15 protein-coding genes, 1 tRNA gene and 1 riboswitch are annotated in these 15,807 nt (G+C 51.6%); of the genes, 6 read left to right on the top strand and 10 right to left on the bottom strand.

Annotated elements, in window-relative coordinates; genetic code table 11:
- Nucleotides 1-21 precede the first annotated feature (21 nt).
- The 7 genes from VPR01S_RS03070 to moaA form a co-directional block, all read right to left on the bottom strand.
- Complete coding sequence (locus VPR01S_RS03070; protein WP_021703835.1) at nucleotides 22-1,491, bottom strand: MATE family efflux transporter; 1,470 nt, start codon at nucleotides 1,489-1,491, stop codon at nucleotides 22-24.
- Between the two features lie 57 nt (nucleotides 1,492-1,548).
- Nucleotides 1,549-1,965, bottom strand: coding sequence for a CBS domain-containing protein (locus VPR01S_RS03065; RefSeq protein WP_021703834.1), 417 nt, complete (start codon nucleotides 1,963-1,965; stop codon nucleotides 1,549-1,551).
- A gap of 301 nt (nucleotides 1,966-2,266) precedes the next feature.
- Entirely contained in the window at nucleotides 2,267-2,722 is a 456-nt protein-coding gene (moaE, locus tag VPR01S_RS03060; protein WP_021703833.1) for a molybdopterin synthase catalytic subunit MoaE, read from the bottom strand.
- Nucleotide 2,723: 1 nt separating this feature from the next.
- Nucleotides 2,724-2,969 (bottom strand): molybdopterin synthase sulfur carrier subunit, encoded by a 246-nt coding sequence (gene moaD, locus VPR01S_RS03055; protein ID WP_021703832.1) that lies wholly within the window; start codon nucleotides 2,967-2,969, stop codon nucleotides 2,724-2,726.
- Complete coding sequence (moaC, locus tag VPR01S_RS03050; RefSeq protein ID WP_021703831.1) at nucleotides 2,966-3,445, bottom strand: cyclic pyranopterin monophosphate synthase MoaC; 480 nt, start codon at nucleotides 3,443-3,445, stop codon at nucleotides 2,966-2,968. The genes moaD and moaC overlap by 4 nt, the downstream gene beginning before the upstream one ends.
- Before the next feature lie 12 nt (nucleotides 3,446-3,457).
- Entirely contained in the window at nucleotides 3,458-3,970 is a 513-nt protein-coding gene (gene moaB, locus VPR01S_RS03045) for a molybdenum cofactor biosynthesis protein B (protein ID WP_021703830.1), read from the bottom strand.
- Between the two features lie 78 nt (nucleotides 3,971-4,048).
- Nucleotides 4,049-5,038 carry a GTP 3',8-cyclase MoaA gene (gene moaA / locus VPR01S_RS03040; RefSeq protein WP_021703829.1) on the bottom strand — a complete coding sequence of 330 codons (990 nt, stop codon included), beginning with the start codon at nucleotides 5,036-5,038 and terminating at the stop codon, nucleotides 4,049-4,051.
- Nucleotides 5,027-5,163: riboswitch (molybdenum cofactor riboswitch) on the bottom strand. Its footprint overlaps the gene before it by 12 nt.
- 172 nt (nucleotides 5,164-5,335) lie before the next feature.
- Between moaA and VPR01S_RS03035 the strand changes: the two genes are divergently transcribed.
- Nucleotides 5,336-6,226, top strand: coding sequence for a YvcK family protein (locus VPR01S_RS03035; protein ID WP_021703828.1), 891 nt, complete (start codon nucleotides 5,336-5,338; stop codon nucleotides 6,224-6,226).
- Here VPR01S_RS03035 and luxU read toward each other — a convergent pair.
- The 3 genes from luxU to uvrB form a co-directional block, all read right to left on the bottom strand.
- Complete coding sequence (luxU, locus tag VPR01S_RS03030) at nucleotides 6,218-6,556, bottom strand: quorum-sensing phosphorelay protein LuxU (RefSeq protein WP_040902225.1); 339 nt, start codon at nucleotides 6,554-6,556, stop codon at nucleotides 6,218-6,220. The genes VPR01S_RS03035 and luxU overlap by 9 nt on opposite strands.
- Nucleotides 6,531-7,946: a quorum-sensing sigma-54 dependent transcriptional regulator LuxO gene (luxO, locus tag VPR01S_RS03025; protein WP_040902224.1), complete on the bottom strand. Its 1,416-nt coding sequence runs from the start codon at nucleotides 7,944-7,946 to the stop codon at nucleotides 6,531-6,533. Before luxO ends, luxU begins: the two co-directional genes overlap by 26 nt.
- A 269-nt stretch (nucleotides 7,947-8,215) precedes the next feature.
- The gene (uvrB, locus tag VPR01S_RS03020; protein WP_021703825.1) at nucleotides 8,216-10,246 is read right to left on the bottom strand and encodes an excinuclease ABC subunit UvrB; all 2,031 of its coding nucleotides are present in this window, start codon (nucleotides 10,244-10,246) and stop codon (nucleotides 8,216-8,218) included.
- Between the two features lie 548 nt (nucleotides 10,247-10,794).
- Here uvrB and VPR01S_RS03015 point away from each other — a divergent pair.
- The 5 genes from VPR01S_RS03015 (at nucleotide 10,795) to rsxD (ending at nucleotide 15,800) form a co-directional block, all read left to right on the top strand.
- Nucleotides 10,795-10,870: transfer RNA gene (locus VPR01S_RS03015), tRNA-Asn, on the top strand.
- A gap of 256 nt (nucleotides 10,871-11,126) precedes the next feature.
- Nucleotides 11,127-11,708, top strand: a complete 582-nt coding sequence (gene rsxA, locus VPR01S_RS03010) for an electron transport complex subunit RsxA (protein ID WP_021703824.1) — start codon at nucleotides 11,127-11,129, stop codon at nucleotides 11,706-11,708.
- Nucleotides 11,708-12,289, top strand: a complete 582-nt coding sequence (rsxB, locus tag VPR01S_RS03005) for an electron transport complex subunit RsxB (protein WP_021703823.1) — start codon at nucleotides 11,708-11,710, stop codon at nucleotides 12,287-12,289. Before rsxA ends, rsxB begins: the two co-directional genes overlap by 1 nt.
- Nucleotides 12,290-12,297: 8 nt before the next feature.
- The gene (gene rsxC / locus VPR01S_RS03000) at nucleotides 12,298-14,754 is read left to right on the top strand and encodes an electron transport complex subunit RsxC (protein WP_021703822.1); all 2,457 of its coding nucleotides are present in this window, start codon (nucleotides 12,298-12,300) and stop codon (nucleotides 14,752-14,754) included.
- Nucleotides 14,754-15,800: an electron transport complex subunit RsxD gene (gene rsxD, locus VPR01S_RS02995; protein ID WP_021703821.1), complete on the top strand. Its 1,047-nt coding sequence runs from the start codon at nucleotides 14,754-14,756 to the stop codon at nucleotides 15,798-15,800. Before rsxC ends, rsxD begins: the two co-directional genes overlap by 1 nt.
- Nucleotides 15,801-15,807 lie beyond the last annotated feature (7 nt).

The following is a 15,807-nucleotide window of genomic DNA, read 5'->3' as shown; positions in this document are numbered from 1 at the left end:
CTACTCCAAGGTCAACGCTTTTCAGGATTTATTTTCGGCCGGTGAGATCAGCACTTCACTGTCGGCCCCGGCTTCGTCGATCAGAACCGCATCGTGAGTACAAAACGGTTGGGTGTTCACACAGGTGACCGACGGATCTACTTGCACCACCGCGGGCTGCTGTGACGACATCAGTTCATTGATGTGCCAGCGCAACACCACCAACGCGATCAGGCCAAACACCACCGTCCCGACCGCCTGCCCATACACCACGCCGAGTGCCCCGAACCAATCGGCACCGAGGTAGACAAACGGCAAGGTTCCGAGTGTCGCCTTGCCTAAATTGAGCGCGGTTGAAAACAGCGGCTTGCCTAGATTGTTAAATGAGGTGTTAGCGACGAATAAGGTGCCATTGAAAATAAAGCTGATCGCCACATACGTGCAAAAGGCCGCCACTAGCACTGCGGCGTCACCAGACAAGGAGAAACCACGAATAATCAGCCCCTGACAAAAATAGAGGACGACACATATAAACAAGGTGTAGAGGGTGGTTACCAGCAAAGCATTACTGAGCGTTTCTCTGACCCGATCGAATCGATGGGCGCCGAAATTTTGACCGACGATTGGCCCGACGGCGCCCGACAAGGCAAAAATCACCGCAAAACACACTGGCGTCAACCGCCCGATAACCGCAAAACCCGCCACATAGTCCTCGCCAAAATGCGCAATGGAAGACGTAACGATCGCATTACCTATCGGTGTGGCAATATTGGTGATAATGGCGGGCACCGCGATCATCAGTATTACTCGGATGTGGTTGCGCCAAGTGTTCAGCGACGGCACCGCTACCAATTGATGGACTCTAATCAAAGGCGCAAGAGAAAAATACAGCACCGTAAATCGGGCGAATACCGACGCTAACGCAGCGCCTTCCACATTCCAGCCAAAACCGAAGATAAACAATGGATCCAACACCGCATTGGCAATGCCTCCCGACAACGTCGCCAGCATGGACCGCTTAGCATCTCCGGCAGCGCGCAGCCCCGCCCCTGCCGCCATGGCTACCGCGACAACCGGCCCACTGGGCAACAGGATGGTCAAGTAAGCCTGAGCCCGCTCGGCGGCGTATCCTTTGGCACCAATCGCCGCCAGCAACTGAGGCATAAACCACAACATGAGCGCTGCCACCACACTGCTGATCACAAACGTAGTCATTAACACCGACACACTTAGCTGACGGGCGTGTTGCTGCTGATGAGCCCCGATGGCCTTTGATACCAACGCCCCCATCGCAATCGAGGCGCCGATAGAAATCGACGTCGAGAAAAACACCAGCGTGCCGGCAAAGCCAACCGCCGCGGCGAGTTCCACCTGGCCGAGCATACTGATGAACAACATATCGAGCAGATCGACCACAAACAACGCCATCAATCCAACGGAGCCGGCGCCTGACATCACTAAAATGTGCCTCATGGTCGAGCCCTGAACAAATTTCGCGTTGTGTTCGGTCATAGAATGCTCTGAGCAAAACAAAAGGCGCCGATGCGCCTTTCAAGGGATAGGAATAAATTAAACGGGCTTTTTGAAGCAGCTATCAATCGATTTAGCGATCGCACGCAGCACATCACGCCGGGTGATAATACCGACCAACTTACCATCATCAATCACCGGATACACTTTTGGCTTACCCACTTTCATCATTTCCGCCAGCGCGATGATGGATGTGTCAGGCGATACAGACAACACCTCACGGTGCATACAATCTGAGACGATGTGAGTATCCTGGCAGAAATAACTCACTTTGATCAGTTTATCGAGTAAGTCTTGCCCGGACAGGAAACCAATCACCTGTTCTTTTTCGTTGATCACCGGCCCACCAAGGTAGTTCGAGTTCATGACCTTTTCCAGCGCTGCACTCAACGACATATCCGGTGTGAATGTCACCGCCTGAAGGGTCATATAATCTCTGACTTTTAATAATTCCATGCGCGTCTCCTTTGCTGCGATTTTTGCAGTGCCTATACGCTAATTGTTGTCTAATTTCTTGATTTTACTAAATGGAATTCAGCAATTTTAATCATAGGCAGCATCTATCACCTGATAGCCATACTGTCACTGTGGACGCTCACCCTGAGATGGGCTCCTGAAATCAGTATGGTTGAACACGCCAAAATCAGGCAACTTTCCTTGGTCAACAAACCGTCAAAGCTTGGATTAACTCACTGCGCGTCCAGTTCTTTAAATAACGCGCATCAAAAAGGCCAACCTGAGGTTGGCCTTGTCGGACTTATTTCTGCCAACGTTTGGCAGCTTGCGTGTCTGAATCGCGTGATTCAACCCAGCGAGTCTGGTTGGTCGTCCGTTCCTTTTTCCAGAACGGCGCCTGAGTTTTGAGGTAGTCCATTATAAACTCACAAGCCTCAAATGCCGCGCCGCGATGGGCACTGACCACACCCACAAACACAATCTGATCCCCAATATCAAGATCACCAACACGGTGGATAACCCGGGTGTGCAACAGAGGCCAACGTTGCTCTGCCTGATCGCAGATATTCAGCAGCGACTTTTCCGTCATTCCCGGGTAATGCTCTAGCGACAGCCCCGTGACATTGTCGCCCAAATTCATATCCCGGACTTTACCGACAAAGGTGACAACAGCGCCTGCTGCACTTCCCAGAGCCAAACGCTGATATTCGTCACCCACCGAAAAATCCTGTTGCTGTACCGAGACGCGTGGATCCATCTTAGCCTCCGGTCACAGGCGGAAAGAACGCCACTTCATCACCGTCGTTCAACTTAGTGTCGAGCGGGACAATCGCCTGATTCACCGCCGCTAGCAATTTACCGGCTTCCAGCGCCAGTGACCATTTGCCCTCTTGAGCCGCCAGGTGTTCGCGCAGCGCATCAACCGTAGTAAAACGAGCCTCAACCTGGACTTGATCCGTACCGACCAATTCACGGGTTTGAGCAAAAAATAACACTGTAATCATGACTCTGCCTTAAAATGTCCGGACTTCCCTCCGGTTTTCTCCAACAGTCGAACCTGACCAATCACTATGTCTTTCTGGACCGCTTTACACATGTCATAGATGGTCAGCGCCGCCACTGACGCAGCCGTCAGCGCTTCCATTTCCACGCCCGTTTTGCCGGCCAGCTTGCATACCGACTCAATCCGGACCATGTTTTGCGCTTCCAGCGCTTCCAACTGCACTTCGACTTTAGACAGCAGCAATGGATGACACAGCGGGATCAAATCCCAGGTTTTCTTGGCGGCCTGAATGCCCGCAATGCGCGCGGTCGCAAACACGTCCCCTTTGTGGTGCTGACCAGAGACGATCAGTTGCAAGGTTTCCGCCGCCATGTGCACGAACGCTTCCGCGCGTGCTTCACGTACGGTTTCTGCTTTGGCAGAGACGTCAACCATATTGGCTTCGCCGGACGCGTTAATGTGAGTAAATTGACTCATTACCCCTCCGGATCACACTGCCAGATGAGGCATGAAGTTGCACGGACGATGGCTGGCATCCAACTGCTGCTTGATGATCTTCGTCCAGCCGGTGCGACATGCCCCCGTTGAGCCAGGCATCGCAAAAATAACCGTGTGATTGGCAAAACCGGCAATCGCTCGCGATTGAATCGTCGATGTCCCGATCTCATCATACGACACCATCCGGAACAGCTCACCAAACCCTTCGACCTCTTTGTCAAACAGCGGCTTAAGCGCTTCAGGTGTGCTGTCACGCGATGTAAAACCAGTACCGCCAGTAATCATCACTGCCTGAACATGATCGTCGGCGATCCATTGCGACACAATCGCCCGGATCTTGTACATATCATCGATCACGATCTGTTTATCCACCACGTTGTGGCCCGCTTCTGCTGCGTGCTCTGCCAGGTAGCGGCCGGATGTGTCATTCTCTTCGGTGCGAGTGTCTGAAACGGTCAGTACTGCGATGTTGGCCGGTTGAAATTTCGTTTCTGCGTGACCCATGTGTTCACCTATCTCGATAAAAATTTAAATGGATGCGTGAGCCGCTCTCGGCAAGACAGCGGCAGAAAAGGCGACGGCTTAACCGCCAATTGACGCCAGATGAGGCGTCATACCTGTGTTGCCATCGTGGAGGAAATGGCTGATTTTTTTGGTTTGTAGCTGGGCCTGGATGCGTTCAATCAAAACCTGCTCCTGCTCATCCTGTTCAAGCAGGTCACGTAGCTCAACACCATGTTCTCCGAATAAGCACAGGTGCAGTTTACCGGTAGCCGATACCCGCAACCGGTTACAGCTCTCACAAAAATCTTTTTCGTACGGCATGATCAGACCAATCTCACCCTGATAATCGGGATGAACGAAGACCTGAGCTGGACCATCGTTAGCCGCACGAACTTTGAGCAACCAGCCGTTGGCAATCAGTTGATTCCGGATGGCCACGCCAGATACATGGTGTTTGTTAAACAGATCATCCATCTCACCGGTCTGCATCAGCTCAATAAAGCGCAGTTGAATCGGCTTATCTTTGATCCAGTTGAGAAACGCAGGCAGCTCTTGATGGTTGAGGTTTTTCATCAGGACGACGTTAACCTTAACTTGTTCGAAGCCGACCTCAAATGCCCGGTCGATACCCGCCATGACCTGAGTGAATTTATTCTCACCGGTTATCTGATGAAACATCCGCGGATCCAGGCTGTCGACACTGACATTAATGTGTGTCAGGCCGGCCTCACGCCATTCAGCGACCTGTTTCTCCATCCGGTAACCGTTGGTGGTCGTCGCGACCTTACGGATACCATCGGTACTGGCGACCGTCTCAATGATCTGGCTGAAGTCTTTACGCAGGCTGGGTTCACCGCCGGTGATGCGCACTTTAGAGGTCCCGCAATCCGCAAAGGCTTTTACCACACGACGGATTTCAGGCAGGGTTAAAAAAGACGAGTTTTTACGCCCGGAAGGCTTATAGCCATCAGGCAGGCAGTAAGTACATTTAAAATTGCAAACGTCAGTTACTGACAGACGCAAGTAGTAAAACTTGCGATGGAATTTATCTTCAAATTGTTGCGCCACGGAACACCTTTCCAAACACGGGAGGCAAGGTCATTTCCAACCTGGCCCTCGTGGCAAAATGCCACTGGCTCATTCAGCGTATCCCCGCAGGAACTTAGCTTAAGAGCTCGGAGTTATGGCAACTAATGACTTGTCGTTATCAATAGCAGCTAACATTAAAATACTTAATATTTGTATGTGATTCCAGTCCTGACAGGAAAAAATCTTACTCACAGCCCAAATTAACTCCTAATGAGTATGCTATGTTTACGAGTTGGATTAGTTTGTGCCTGAATATGAAAATATAAGAAGAAAATGATGAGCATTTATGCATCAAAAAAAGTGGTCGCTATCGGCGGAGGGCACGGCCTGGGGCGTATGCTGGCCGCACTCAAAGATTTTGGCAGTAACGCCACTGGCATAGTTACCACCACAGATAACGGCGGTTCGACGGGGCGGATTCGTGACTGTCAGGGCGGGATCGCCTGGGGAGACACCCGCAACTGCATCAATCAGCTCATCACCGAGCCATCCATCAGCTCGATGATGTTTGAATATCGTTTTAAAGGCTCAGGCGAACTCAATGGCCACAACCTCGGCAATCTGATGCTGACTGCGCTGGACAACTTGTCTGTCCGCCCACTCGACGCCATCAACCTGATTCGCAATATGCTCAAGGTCGACGTGAACATCGTGCCAATGTCAGAGCACCCCTCGGATCTTAAAGCGCTGTCCGCAGACGGCATGTGGGTCACGGGAGAAACCAGCGTAGACGAGATGAAGGAGGATTTGCGCAGGCTGGATCTGGATCCGGAAGTGCCGGCAACCAAAGAGGGCGTCATTGCCATTGAACAGGCGGATTGCATTGTTCTCGGTCCGGGCAGCTTTCTGACCAGCATCATGCCCCCATTACTACTGCCTGAAATCGGCCAGGCCATCGCCAACAATCTTAAAGCCAAGCTGGTGTTCGTCGATAACCTGTCACCGGAATTTGGCCCCGCAGCACGCATGACGCTCCACGGCCGTCTCAGTTGGTGCGAGCGAGCCTGTCATGCGAGAAAAGTGGATGTGGTGCTGGTCGACACCCCACATCCGGAACTTAACTCAGACTGGAACTGCGTGGTGACGGATCTGGCGTCCGCCAACCGTGATTGGCGCCACGACCGGACGAAACTGCAAAAAGCGATCGTGACCCTGCTGTCAAACTAACTGTTGATAACGGGACAATGTCGTCCCCAGCAACTCAACCATGTGAGACACGTCGCCGGCTTCACTCAGAGGCTGGCCGTTCTTCACCCGGGCATCAATTTCAATCGCGCTGGAACACAACTGTTCAGCACCAAAACTGGCGGCACTGCTTTTCAATGCGTGAGAAATCTCTCGCAGGTAGCTCAACTTATCCGCAGCCGCAGGGTCACTCAGATAAGCAATATAGCTTTCCAGCTCGCCGAGAAAAATGCCGAGCAATACCGGCACGTTCTCTTCGCCAATATCATTGGCCAGTTGCTCAATCTTATTTTGATTTAATACTTCCATCATATTCTTCCTTGGCATTCCACGCTTGCAGTTTGCGATAAATCGTCGAAGGGCTGACATCCAGATAGCCCGCAGCTTTTGGAATATTGCCATCACAGGCTTCAATGGCCTGTTCAATCGCGTTCTTTTCTGTCAGCCACAACGGGAAAATTTCATGCGCTGAGAGCGATTCTTTGTCCTGTTTGATCACTCGAATCTGGTTATCCATCGGCTTATTCAGCGGCGGTGGCAACATATCGAGCGAAATTTCTTTACCGTTATTCAGCACGACCACATTGCGCAGTACGTTTTGCAGTTGACGGACGTTACCCGGCCATTCGTATTGATTGAAGCGTTCAATCACCTCAGGCGACAAACGCACAAACCCTTTGCCTTCCTCGTTGGACATATAGCCCAGTAATGAATATGCAATTTCGATGACATCCTCACCACGCTCGCGCAGTGGCGGCAAATGCAACGGGATCACATACAGACGGTAGTACAAGTCTTCCCGAAAACGCCCCTCCTGAACTTCCTTCCACGGATCCCGGTTGGTGGCGCACACAAACCGCACATCGACGCTTTTCATTTTGGACGAGCCAACTTTCTGGAAAGTGCCCGTTTGAATAAAGCGCAGCAGTTTGGTTTGCAGATCTAAGTCCATTTCGCACAGCTCATCGAGGAACAAGGTTCCTCCGTCTGCCAGCTCCGCCGCGCCCTGACGGTCCGTCGCCGCGCCGGTAAACGCCCCTTTGACATGACCAAACAGCTCACTTTCAATCAGATCTTTCGGGATCGCAGCACAGTTGATGGCAATAAACGGTTTATCTCCCCGCTTGCTGGCAGCATGGATCGCCTCGGCACACACTTCTTTCCCCGTACCGCTTTCTCCGGTGATGAATATGCTGGCCTTGCTGCTCGCCGCTGAATCGATAGTGCGATACACCGCCTGCATCGTCTGGCTGCTGCCGATGAAACCCTGATAGCCTTGATTGCTCAGGTTATCCGCATCATTCTTGAGCTTGCTTGCTTTGCGAATCGCGTTGTTCACCGTCACCCGCAAACGGTCCGCTTCACACTGTTTGATCAGAAAGTCCTGAGCCCCATGGCGCATCGTTTCGACCGCTGTATCGATAGAACCGTGTGCGGTCATAAACACCACCGGAACATCAGGCACACTTTTCTTCACTTCGTGCAATACGTCCATACCGGTCATGTCCGGCAGTCGTAAGTCAAGCAAAATGAGATCCGGCGTGCGATAAGTGAGACTTTCGATAGCATCACGACCGGTGCCGACAATATTGATATCGATACCTAAAGGAGTGAGATACGAGCGGTACAGGGCTGCAACCGACGCCGTATCTTCTACCATCAACAGGTATCTCGATTTTTGAGATTCTGAGGATTGTTGCATAACCTAGCCATTATTATTTGCATTTTGTAGAAATGATTGCATTGCGAATTGCATTTTGCAAATTAAATCGGAAAATTTCCGTACGGAATCCGCAATTGACCGATTTTCTTACCTCAAAAAGTTGGCATAGAAGATGCTTTATTCAGATTGACCCAAGTTTGGGTCACCTAGCCAACTGACGTTGTTAGTGAACTTAGTATTCACAAAAAAGCCAATAGATTAGTGTCTATTGGCTATTTTTTTGCTTGTCGTTTAGTTAGTAAATAGCATCAGCTGTTCGCGATAAACTGTTCCCGTAGTTTCTCTATCTGATCGCGCTTCTCAGCCGCCAGCTCAAACTCCAGATCCTGGGCATGTTTGTACATTGCCGCTTCCAGTTTGCTGATCTCTTTGTCCAGCTCTTGTGGCGACAGGGCCACATAACGCTGTGAAGGCTCAGCCACTTTCGACAACGGCACCTGCTTATTCACACGTTGACGTTTGCCCTTGGTGATATCACCCAGCTCCATGATATCTTTGATATTGCGTTTCAACGCCTGAGGCTGAATGCCTCTTTCTTCGTTGTAAGCCTGTTGTTTTTCCCGGCGACGGTTGGTTTCGTCCATGGCTTTTTTCATCGAGCCGGTAATACGATCAGCATACAAAATCGCCTTGCCCGCCACATTACGGGCCGCGCGGCCAATGGTCTGAATCAAAGAACGCTCTGAGCGCAGGAAGCCTTCTTTGTCTGCATCCAGAATCGCCACCAACGACACTTCCGGCATATCCAGCCCCTCACGTAGCAGGTTGATTCCGACCAGAACATCAAATTCTCCCAGGCGCAAATCACGGATAATCTCAACGCGCTCGACCGTATCTATATCCGAGTGCAGATAACGCACCCGCACATCATGCTCATGAAGGTATTCCGTCAGATCTTCGGCCATACGCTTGGTCAATGTAGTCACCAGCACCCGTTCATCTTTGGCGGAACGAATCCGGATCTCTGACAACAGGTCATCCACCTGGGTAGCCACCGGACGCACTTCCAGCTCAGGATCCAGCAGACCGGTTGGACGCACCACCTGATCCGCCACCTCGCCGTCTGATTTTTCCAGTTCATAGTTGCCCGGCGTGGCCGAAACAAAAATGGTTTGCGGTGCCAGAGATTCAAATTCTTCAAATTTAAGCGGACGGTTGTCAAGCGCCGATGGCAAACGAAAGCCAAACTCCACCAGCGTCTCTTTGCGTGAGCGATCCCCTTTAAACATGGCACCAATCTGCGGCACAGTCACGTGGGACTCATCGATGATCAATAAGCCATCGTGCGGCAGATAATCAAACAGTGTCGGTGGTGGCTCACCTTCACTGCGTCCGCTGAGATACCGTGAGTAGTTTTCGATTCCCGAGCAAAAACCCAGCTCGTTCATCATTTCGATGTCAAATTGAGTCCGCTGGGTGATGCGCTGCTCTTCGAGCAATTTGTTGTTATCGAGCAGATACTGCTTGCGCAGCGCCAGTTCTTGCTTAATGTGTTCAATGGCTTCCAGAATACGATCTCGGGGAGTCACATAGTGTGTTTTCGGGTAGATAGTAAAACGCGGGATATCCCGTTGCTTGACGACCCCGGTCAAAGGGTCGAACAAACTGATGCATTCGATCTCATCATCGAACATTTCGATCCGCACCGCTTCCTGATCCGATTCAGCCGGAAAGACATCAATGACTTCGCCGCGCACGCGAAACTGACCCCGCTCAAACGCCACTTCATTGCGAGTGTATTGCAACTCCGCCAGGCGGCGTAAAATATCGCGCTGACCGATAAAGTCACCACGACGGACGTGCAACATCATCTGTAGATACGATTCCGGGTCGCCCAAACCATAAATCGCCGAGACAGAGGCGACGATGATGGCATCTTTTCTCTCCAGAAGGGCTTTGGTGGCCGACAAACGCATCTGTTCAATGTGAGCGTTGACCGATGCATCCTTCTCGATGAAAGTATCAGTGGTGGGCACATAGGCTTCGGGCTGGTAATAATCGTAGTAAGAGACAAAGTACTCCACCGCATTATTGGGAAAGAATGCTTTCATCTCACCGTACAACTGAGCTGCCAGCGTTTTGTTTGGAGCAAGCAAGATCGCCGGACGCTGTGCCTGCGCAATCACGTTGGCCAGAGTGAACGTCTTACCGGAGCCGGTGACCCCGAGCAGTGTCTGATGCGCTAACCCTGAATCCAGCCCTTCCAACAGTTGTTTTATTGCGGTGGGCTGATCACCGGATGGCTGATATTCAGACACCAGATCGAACATTTTACTCATATCTCTCGTTACCCTATCCCGTCAGTGATGTTCTATTTTGACTGTATGTATATACACCCGCAAGAGCCAGACAGAAATTTCTTCTATAAACGACACAAAAACCATGGTTTGATCGCTGGTATCTCACCATTGACTCTGATATTATCGTTCGCCCTCACCGAGCCGCCTGGCACTTACTGTCTCATTTTTCATACACAGCTTTTCCCCAAATTGACAATTTAATGACAAATAGAAAAGTTATTTTTACGCACCAGCCAAACGACTCACAACCTGAATAACTCAATATAACCCAACAAAATCAATTAATTAAAACAAAAACCCACATTGTAAATTATAAAGTCAAAACTCTATAATCTGAGCCAACCCGAGTTGCTCAAGTTACATTAACACACTTATCCACAATTTTAGTGGATAAGTAAACCAAGCCCAGAGAAGTTAAGGCATACAGGAAAGTAAAGCCTTTTTTTGATAAAAAATATATTTATTTCCTCGACTTGGTGTTGACAAGCGATCCAGCGACCGATAACATTCGCCCCGCTTAACGCAATTCCCCCTTAGTTCAGTTGGTAGAACGGCGGACTGTTAATCCGTATGTCGCAGGTTCGAGTCCCGCAGGGGGAGCCAAATTCCAAAGGCCCGGTCATTGACCGGGCCTTTCTCGTTTTATTTCCCCGCTTCTCTCAGGGTTCTATTCTGATATTGATGTCACTTGGTGTGGCATGTCGGGTGATTCTCTCTTACTTCCGAGGCTCAAGCGGCCAAATCGTCATTCATTGCGTATAATTTTTCATCAATAGCGTATAACCTTAACTTTCCTTGGTTGTTATTGAGGTCACAAAACAGGATAATGTTGGGATCGGAATTTCTAATCTAAATAATTATGACCGAATATATTTTGTTGTTGATTGGCACTGTGCTGGTGAACAACTTTGTACTGGTGAAGTTCTTGGGCTTATGTCCGTTTATGGGGGTTTCCAAAAAACTGGAAACTGCTATTGGTATGGGGTTAGCAACAACCTTTGTGCTAACCCTCGCCTCCGTGTGCGCCTATTTGGTTGAAACCTATATTCTGACCCCGCTCGGTATCCAGTATCTGCGTACCATGAGTTTCATTCTGGTGATTGCGGTCGTCGTTCAGTTCACCGAAATGGTGGTTCACAAAACCAGTCCAACCCTCTATCGGCTGCTGGGGATATTCCTCCCCCTAATCACCACTAACTGTGCCGTATTAGGGGTCGCGTTGTTAAACATCAACGAAAATCACAACTTCATAGAATCGATCATTTATGGTTTCGGCGCCGCTGTGGGGTTCTCTCTGGTTCTGATTCTGTTCGCTTCTATGCGTGAGCGCATCACCGTTTCTGATGTGCCAGCACCATTTAAAGGTGCGTCAATTGCTATGATCACCGCTGGCCTGATGTCTCTGGCATTTATGGGCTTTACCGGGTTGGTGAAATTGTAATGAGTACCATCCTGATAGCCGTTATTGTACTCGCTGTGCTGGCGGCCGTATTTGGCGCCATCCTCGGCTTTGCGTCCGTGCGCTTTAAAGTGGAAGCCGATCCGATCGTCGATCAGATCGACAGCATCCTTCCTCAAACTCAATGTGGTCAATGTGGTTATCCCGGCTGTCGTCCGTATGCCGAAGCAATCGCCAATGGAGATGACATCAATAAATGCCCGCCTGGCGGTCAGGCGACGATCGAGAAACTGGCCGATCTGATGGGCGTTGAGGTCCAGGAATCAGCGCACGAACTTGATGATGTGAAGAAAGTTGCCTTTATCCATGAAGATATGTGTATCGGCTGCACCAAATGTATTCAAGCTTGTCCGGTTGACGCAATTGTCGGTGGGACGAAAGCCCTACACACCGTCATTAAGGATGAATGTACCGGCTGTGATTTGTGCGTGGCGCCCTGCCCGACTGACTGTATTGAAATGATTCCGGTTGAAACGACCACGGATACCTGGAAATGGCAACTGAACGCCATTCCTGTCGTTGATATTACCGATTCTGCAGATAAGCAGAAGAAAGTGAGTTAAGGACTGGTATGTTGTCATTAATCGAACAAATTAAATCCGGCGCACTGTGGGATTTTCCTGGTGGTGTTCATCCGCCGGAAAACAAAGCCCAATCCACAAAACACCCTTTGGTGGAAGCCAGTCTGCCCACTGAAATTGTCCTGCCAGTTAAACAACACATCGGCAAGCCGGGCCAGTTACTGGTGTCTGTTGGCGACCATGTTCTGAAAGGCCAGCCACTGACCCACTTTAGCACCAGCTTTATGCTTCCGGTTCATGCCCCGACGTCAGGCACCATCAGCGCGATCGAACCGCGCACCACGGCACATCCGTCAGGCTTGAGTGAACTGTGTATTGTCATTCAGCCAGATGGTGAAGATCGCTGGCGCGAACAGACACCACGTCCGGATTATCGCGATGAAACGCCAGAAGAACTGATTGAAATTATCCGCCGTGCCGGTATTGCAGGTCTAGGTGGCGCGGGTTTCCCTGCGGCAAAGAAAATCCAGTCAGGTCAACAGCGCACAGAGGTTCTGATCATCAACGCAGCCGAGTGTGAACCCTACATTACGGCAGACGACATGTTGATGCGCCACCATGCCGACGAGGTGATCGCCGGAATCGAAGTGGTGGAACATATCCTGAAACCGAAGTTAACCATCATCGGGATAGAAGACAACAAACCGCAGGCATTAAAAGCGCTGCAGGACGCTTCTGCTGACAAAGATATAGTCATCCGCGTTGTGCCGACCAAATACCCGTCCGGTGGCGCCAAGCAGTTGATCAAGCTGCTGACCAATCTCGAAGTCCCCAGCGGCAAACACTCCGCCGATATTGGCGTTATCGTCCAGAACGTGGGATCTATGCAGGCGATCAAACGTGCGGTGATCGATGATGAACCACTGGTTCGACGTGTCGTCACACTCACGGGCAACACGTTTAAGCAACCGCGCAACGTATGGGCTCTGCTCGGCACCCCGGTTGAAGCCCTGTTGACAGAGTTTGGTTATAAAGCCGACAAAAAGCTGCCACGCCTGATCATGGGCGGGTCATTGATGGGCTTTACCCTGCCACACAGCAACGTACCCATCACAAAGATCACCAACTGCATTCTGGCACCCAAGCGACGTGAAATCGTTGCAGAACAATACGAAATGGCGTGTATCCGCTGCGGTCAGTGTGCTGACGCTTGTCCGGCGTCTCTGCTGCCTCAGCAAATGCTATGGCACGCCAAGGCCGAAGAATACGAAAAGTGCGAAGAGCTGAATCTCAAAGATTGTATTGAGTGTGGTGCTTGTGCTTATGTGTGCCCAAGTGAAATTCCACTGGTACAGTATTATCGCCAAGCCAAGGCCGAAATCTGGGCACGAAAAGAAGAAGCCGAAGCCGCCGAACGTGCCAAACAGCGTTTTGAAGACAAAAAAGCGCGTATGGAGCGGGATAAGGCGGAGCGGGAAAACCGCTTTAAGAAAGCCGCAGATGATCGTCGCAAAGAGATGAAGCAATCTGGCGGTGATGACGCAGTCGCGGCCGCGATCGCCAGAGTCAAAGCACAAAAAGACGCGGCAACCACTGCCGATACCCCGGTTGTTAAACCGGCCGTCGCCGCTGCGGTTGCCAAAGCTAAGGCCAAGCAAGCCCAGGCAATGCAGGCGGGTGATAGCGAGCCAGACAACTCTGATATGGCCAAGCTGCGCGAAGAGCGCAAGCGCCAGGCCCGGGAGCGCAAAGCACAAAAAGCCAACCAGGACACCACCAGCGATGCGGCGTCTGACGGTGAGTCAAAAAATGCGGCAGTTGCCGCTGCGGTTGCTCGCGCTAAAGCACGCAAAGCCGCCCAAGCCAGCGAAGCAAACGCCGAGCCTGACTCTTCCGTAGCTTCACAATCCGGTGACGCGGATGCGAAAAAAGCCTCAGTCGCGGCCGCCATTGCTCGCGCCAAAGCGCGCAAAGCGGCTGCAGAGGCCACCGAAACCCAAGCGGAGCCGGACACCACATCACCATCGCATGACGACAGCGATCCGAAAAAAGCCGCCGTTGCCGCTGCCATCGCTCGCGCCAAAGCGCGCAAAGCGGCTGCACAGGCCACTGAAACCCAAGCGGAGCCGGACACCGCATCGCCATCGAATGACGACAGCGATCCGAAAAAGGCCGCCGTTGCCGCTGCCATTGCTCGCGCCAAAGCCCGCAAAGCGGCTGCACAGGACTCTGAAACCCGATCGGAGCCGGACACCGCATCGCCATCGAATGACGACAGCGATCCGAAAAAGGCCGCCGTTGCCGCTGCCATCGCTCGCGCCAAAGCCCGCAAAGCGGCTGCTGAGGCCTCTGAGCCCCAAGCGGAGCCGGAAAGCGCATCGTCATCGAATGACGACAGCGATCCGAAAAAGGCCGCCGTTGCCGCTGCCATTGCTCGAGCCAAGGCCCGTAAAGCCGCCCAAGAACAACAAGCCAAACCAGCACAAGATTCTGAGGAGAAAGAGTAGTGTCGTTCTTCATAGCCAGCTCTCCCCACGCACACAGTCGTCGAAGCACCCCAGACTTAATGAAGTGGGTTGCCGTCTGTGCACTGCCCGGTCTGGTCGCTCAAACGTATTTCTTTGGTTGGGGTACTCTCATCCAGTTGATTCTTGCCATTGTCATCGCCCTAAGTTTAGAAGCAATGGTCATGTTACTGCGCAAGCGACCACCAATGTCAGCGCTGCGCGACAATAGCGCACTGGTCACCGCTTGGTTACTGGCCGTCGCAATTCCGCCACTGTCGCCATGGTGGATTGTTACTATTGGTCTGATTTTCGCGATAGTGATCGCCAAACAGCTGTACGGCGGTATCGGTCAGAACCCCTTTAACCCTGCCATGGTAGCCTACGTGGTACTGCTGATATCCTTCCCAGTGCAGATGACCAGTTGGCTTTCGCCAGCCACCTTGCAGGAGACACCTCTGACGTTCGGCGACGCACTGCATCTGATCTTTACCGGTTTCAATATTGAGGGGTTATCCCTGCAGCAGGTCCGAGCCGGCATCGATGGTGTCACTATGGCAACGCCACTGGACGCATTCAAAACCGCTCTCACCACAGGAAAAACACCTTTCGAAGCCATGCAGCAACCTCAGTTTGGCGGACTGGCGGGCGTCGGCTGGGAATGGGTTAATCTGGCTTATCTTGCAGGTGGATTGGCACTGATAAAGCTGCGAGTGATCAACTGGCATATTCCGGTCAGCGTCCTGTGTGGCCTGCTATTCACCAGTGGCTTGTTGATGATTGTAACCCCGGGTGAAACAGCCTCGCCACTCATCCATTTGCTATCGGGCGCGACCATGCTAGGGGCATTCTTTATTGCCACTGATCCGGTGTCGGCGTCCACCACGATGAAAGGCCGACTGATTTATGGGGCGTTTATCGGCGCGCTGATGGTGATCATTCGCAGTTGGGGAGGTTTCCCGGATGGCGTGGCGTTTGCTGTTTTGCTGGCTAATATGTGTGTGCCGCTGATCGATTACTACACCAAGCCTCGAACTTATGGGCATTAAGGAGTGT

Origin of the sequence: Vibrio proteolyticus NBRC 13287 (assembly GCF_000467125.1) — a bacterium.
Classification (GTDB): domain Bacteria; phylum Pseudomonadota; class Gammaproteobacteria; order Enterobacterales; family Vibrionaceae; genus Vibrio; species Vibrio proteolyticus.
Note: the sequence above shows the minus strand (reverse complement) of the source record. Positions and strands in the feature narration are given on the sequence as shown.

Excerpts from the sequence above, each read along its gene's own strand:
- luxO (WP_040902224.1), bottom strand. The coding sequence starts at position 7,946 with ATGCAACAATCCTCAGAATCTCAAAAATCGAGATACCTGTTGATGGTA.
- VPR01S_RS03035 (WP_021703828.1), top strand. The coding sequence starts at position 5,336 with ATGAGCATTTATGCATCAAAAAAAGTGGTCGCTATCGGCGGAGGGCAC.
- uvrB (WP_021703825.1), bottom strand. The coding sequence starts at position 10,246 with ATGAGTAAAATGTTCGATCTGGTGTCTGAATATCAGCCATCCGGTGAT.
- VPR01S_RS03070 (WP_021703835.1), bottom strand. The coding sequence starts at position 1,491 with ATGACCGAACACAACGCGAAATTTGTTCAGGGCTCGACCATGAGGCAC.
- moaB (WP_021703830.1), bottom strand. The coding sequence starts at position 3,970 with ATGGGTCACGCAGAAACGAAATTTCAACCGGCCAACATCGCAGTACTG.
- rsxB (WP_021703823.1), top strand. The coding sequence starts at position 11,708 with ATGAGTACCATCCTGATAGCCGTTATTGTACTCGCTGTGCTGGCGGCC.
- VPR01S_RS03065 (WP_021703834.1), bottom strand. The coding sequence starts at position 1,965 with ATGGAATTATTAAAAGTCAGAGATTATATGACCCTTCAGGCGGTGACA.
- rsxA (WP_021703824.1), top strand. The coding sequence starts at position 11,127 with ATGACCGAATATATTTTGTTGTTGATTGGCACTGTGCTGGTGAACAAC.
- moaC (WP_021703831.1), bottom strand. The coding sequence starts at position 3,445 with ATGAGTCAATTTACTCACATTAACGCGTCCGGCGAAGCCAATATGGTT.
- moaE (WP_021703833.1), bottom strand. The coding sequence starts at position 2,722 with ATGGATCCACGCGTCTCGGTACAGCAACAGGATTTTTCGGTGGGTGAC.
- luxU (WP_040902225.1), bottom strand. The coding sequence starts at position 6,556 with ATGATGGAAGTATTAAATCAAAATAAGATTGAGCAACTGGCCAATGAT.
- rsxC (WP_021703822.1), top strand. The coding sequence starts at position 12,298 with ATGTTGTCATTAATCGAACAAATTAAATCCGGCGCACTGTGGGATTTT.
- moaD (WP_021703832.1), bottom strand. The coding sequence starts at position 2,969 with ATGATTACAGTGTTATTTTTTGCTCAAACCCGTGAATTGGTCGGTACG.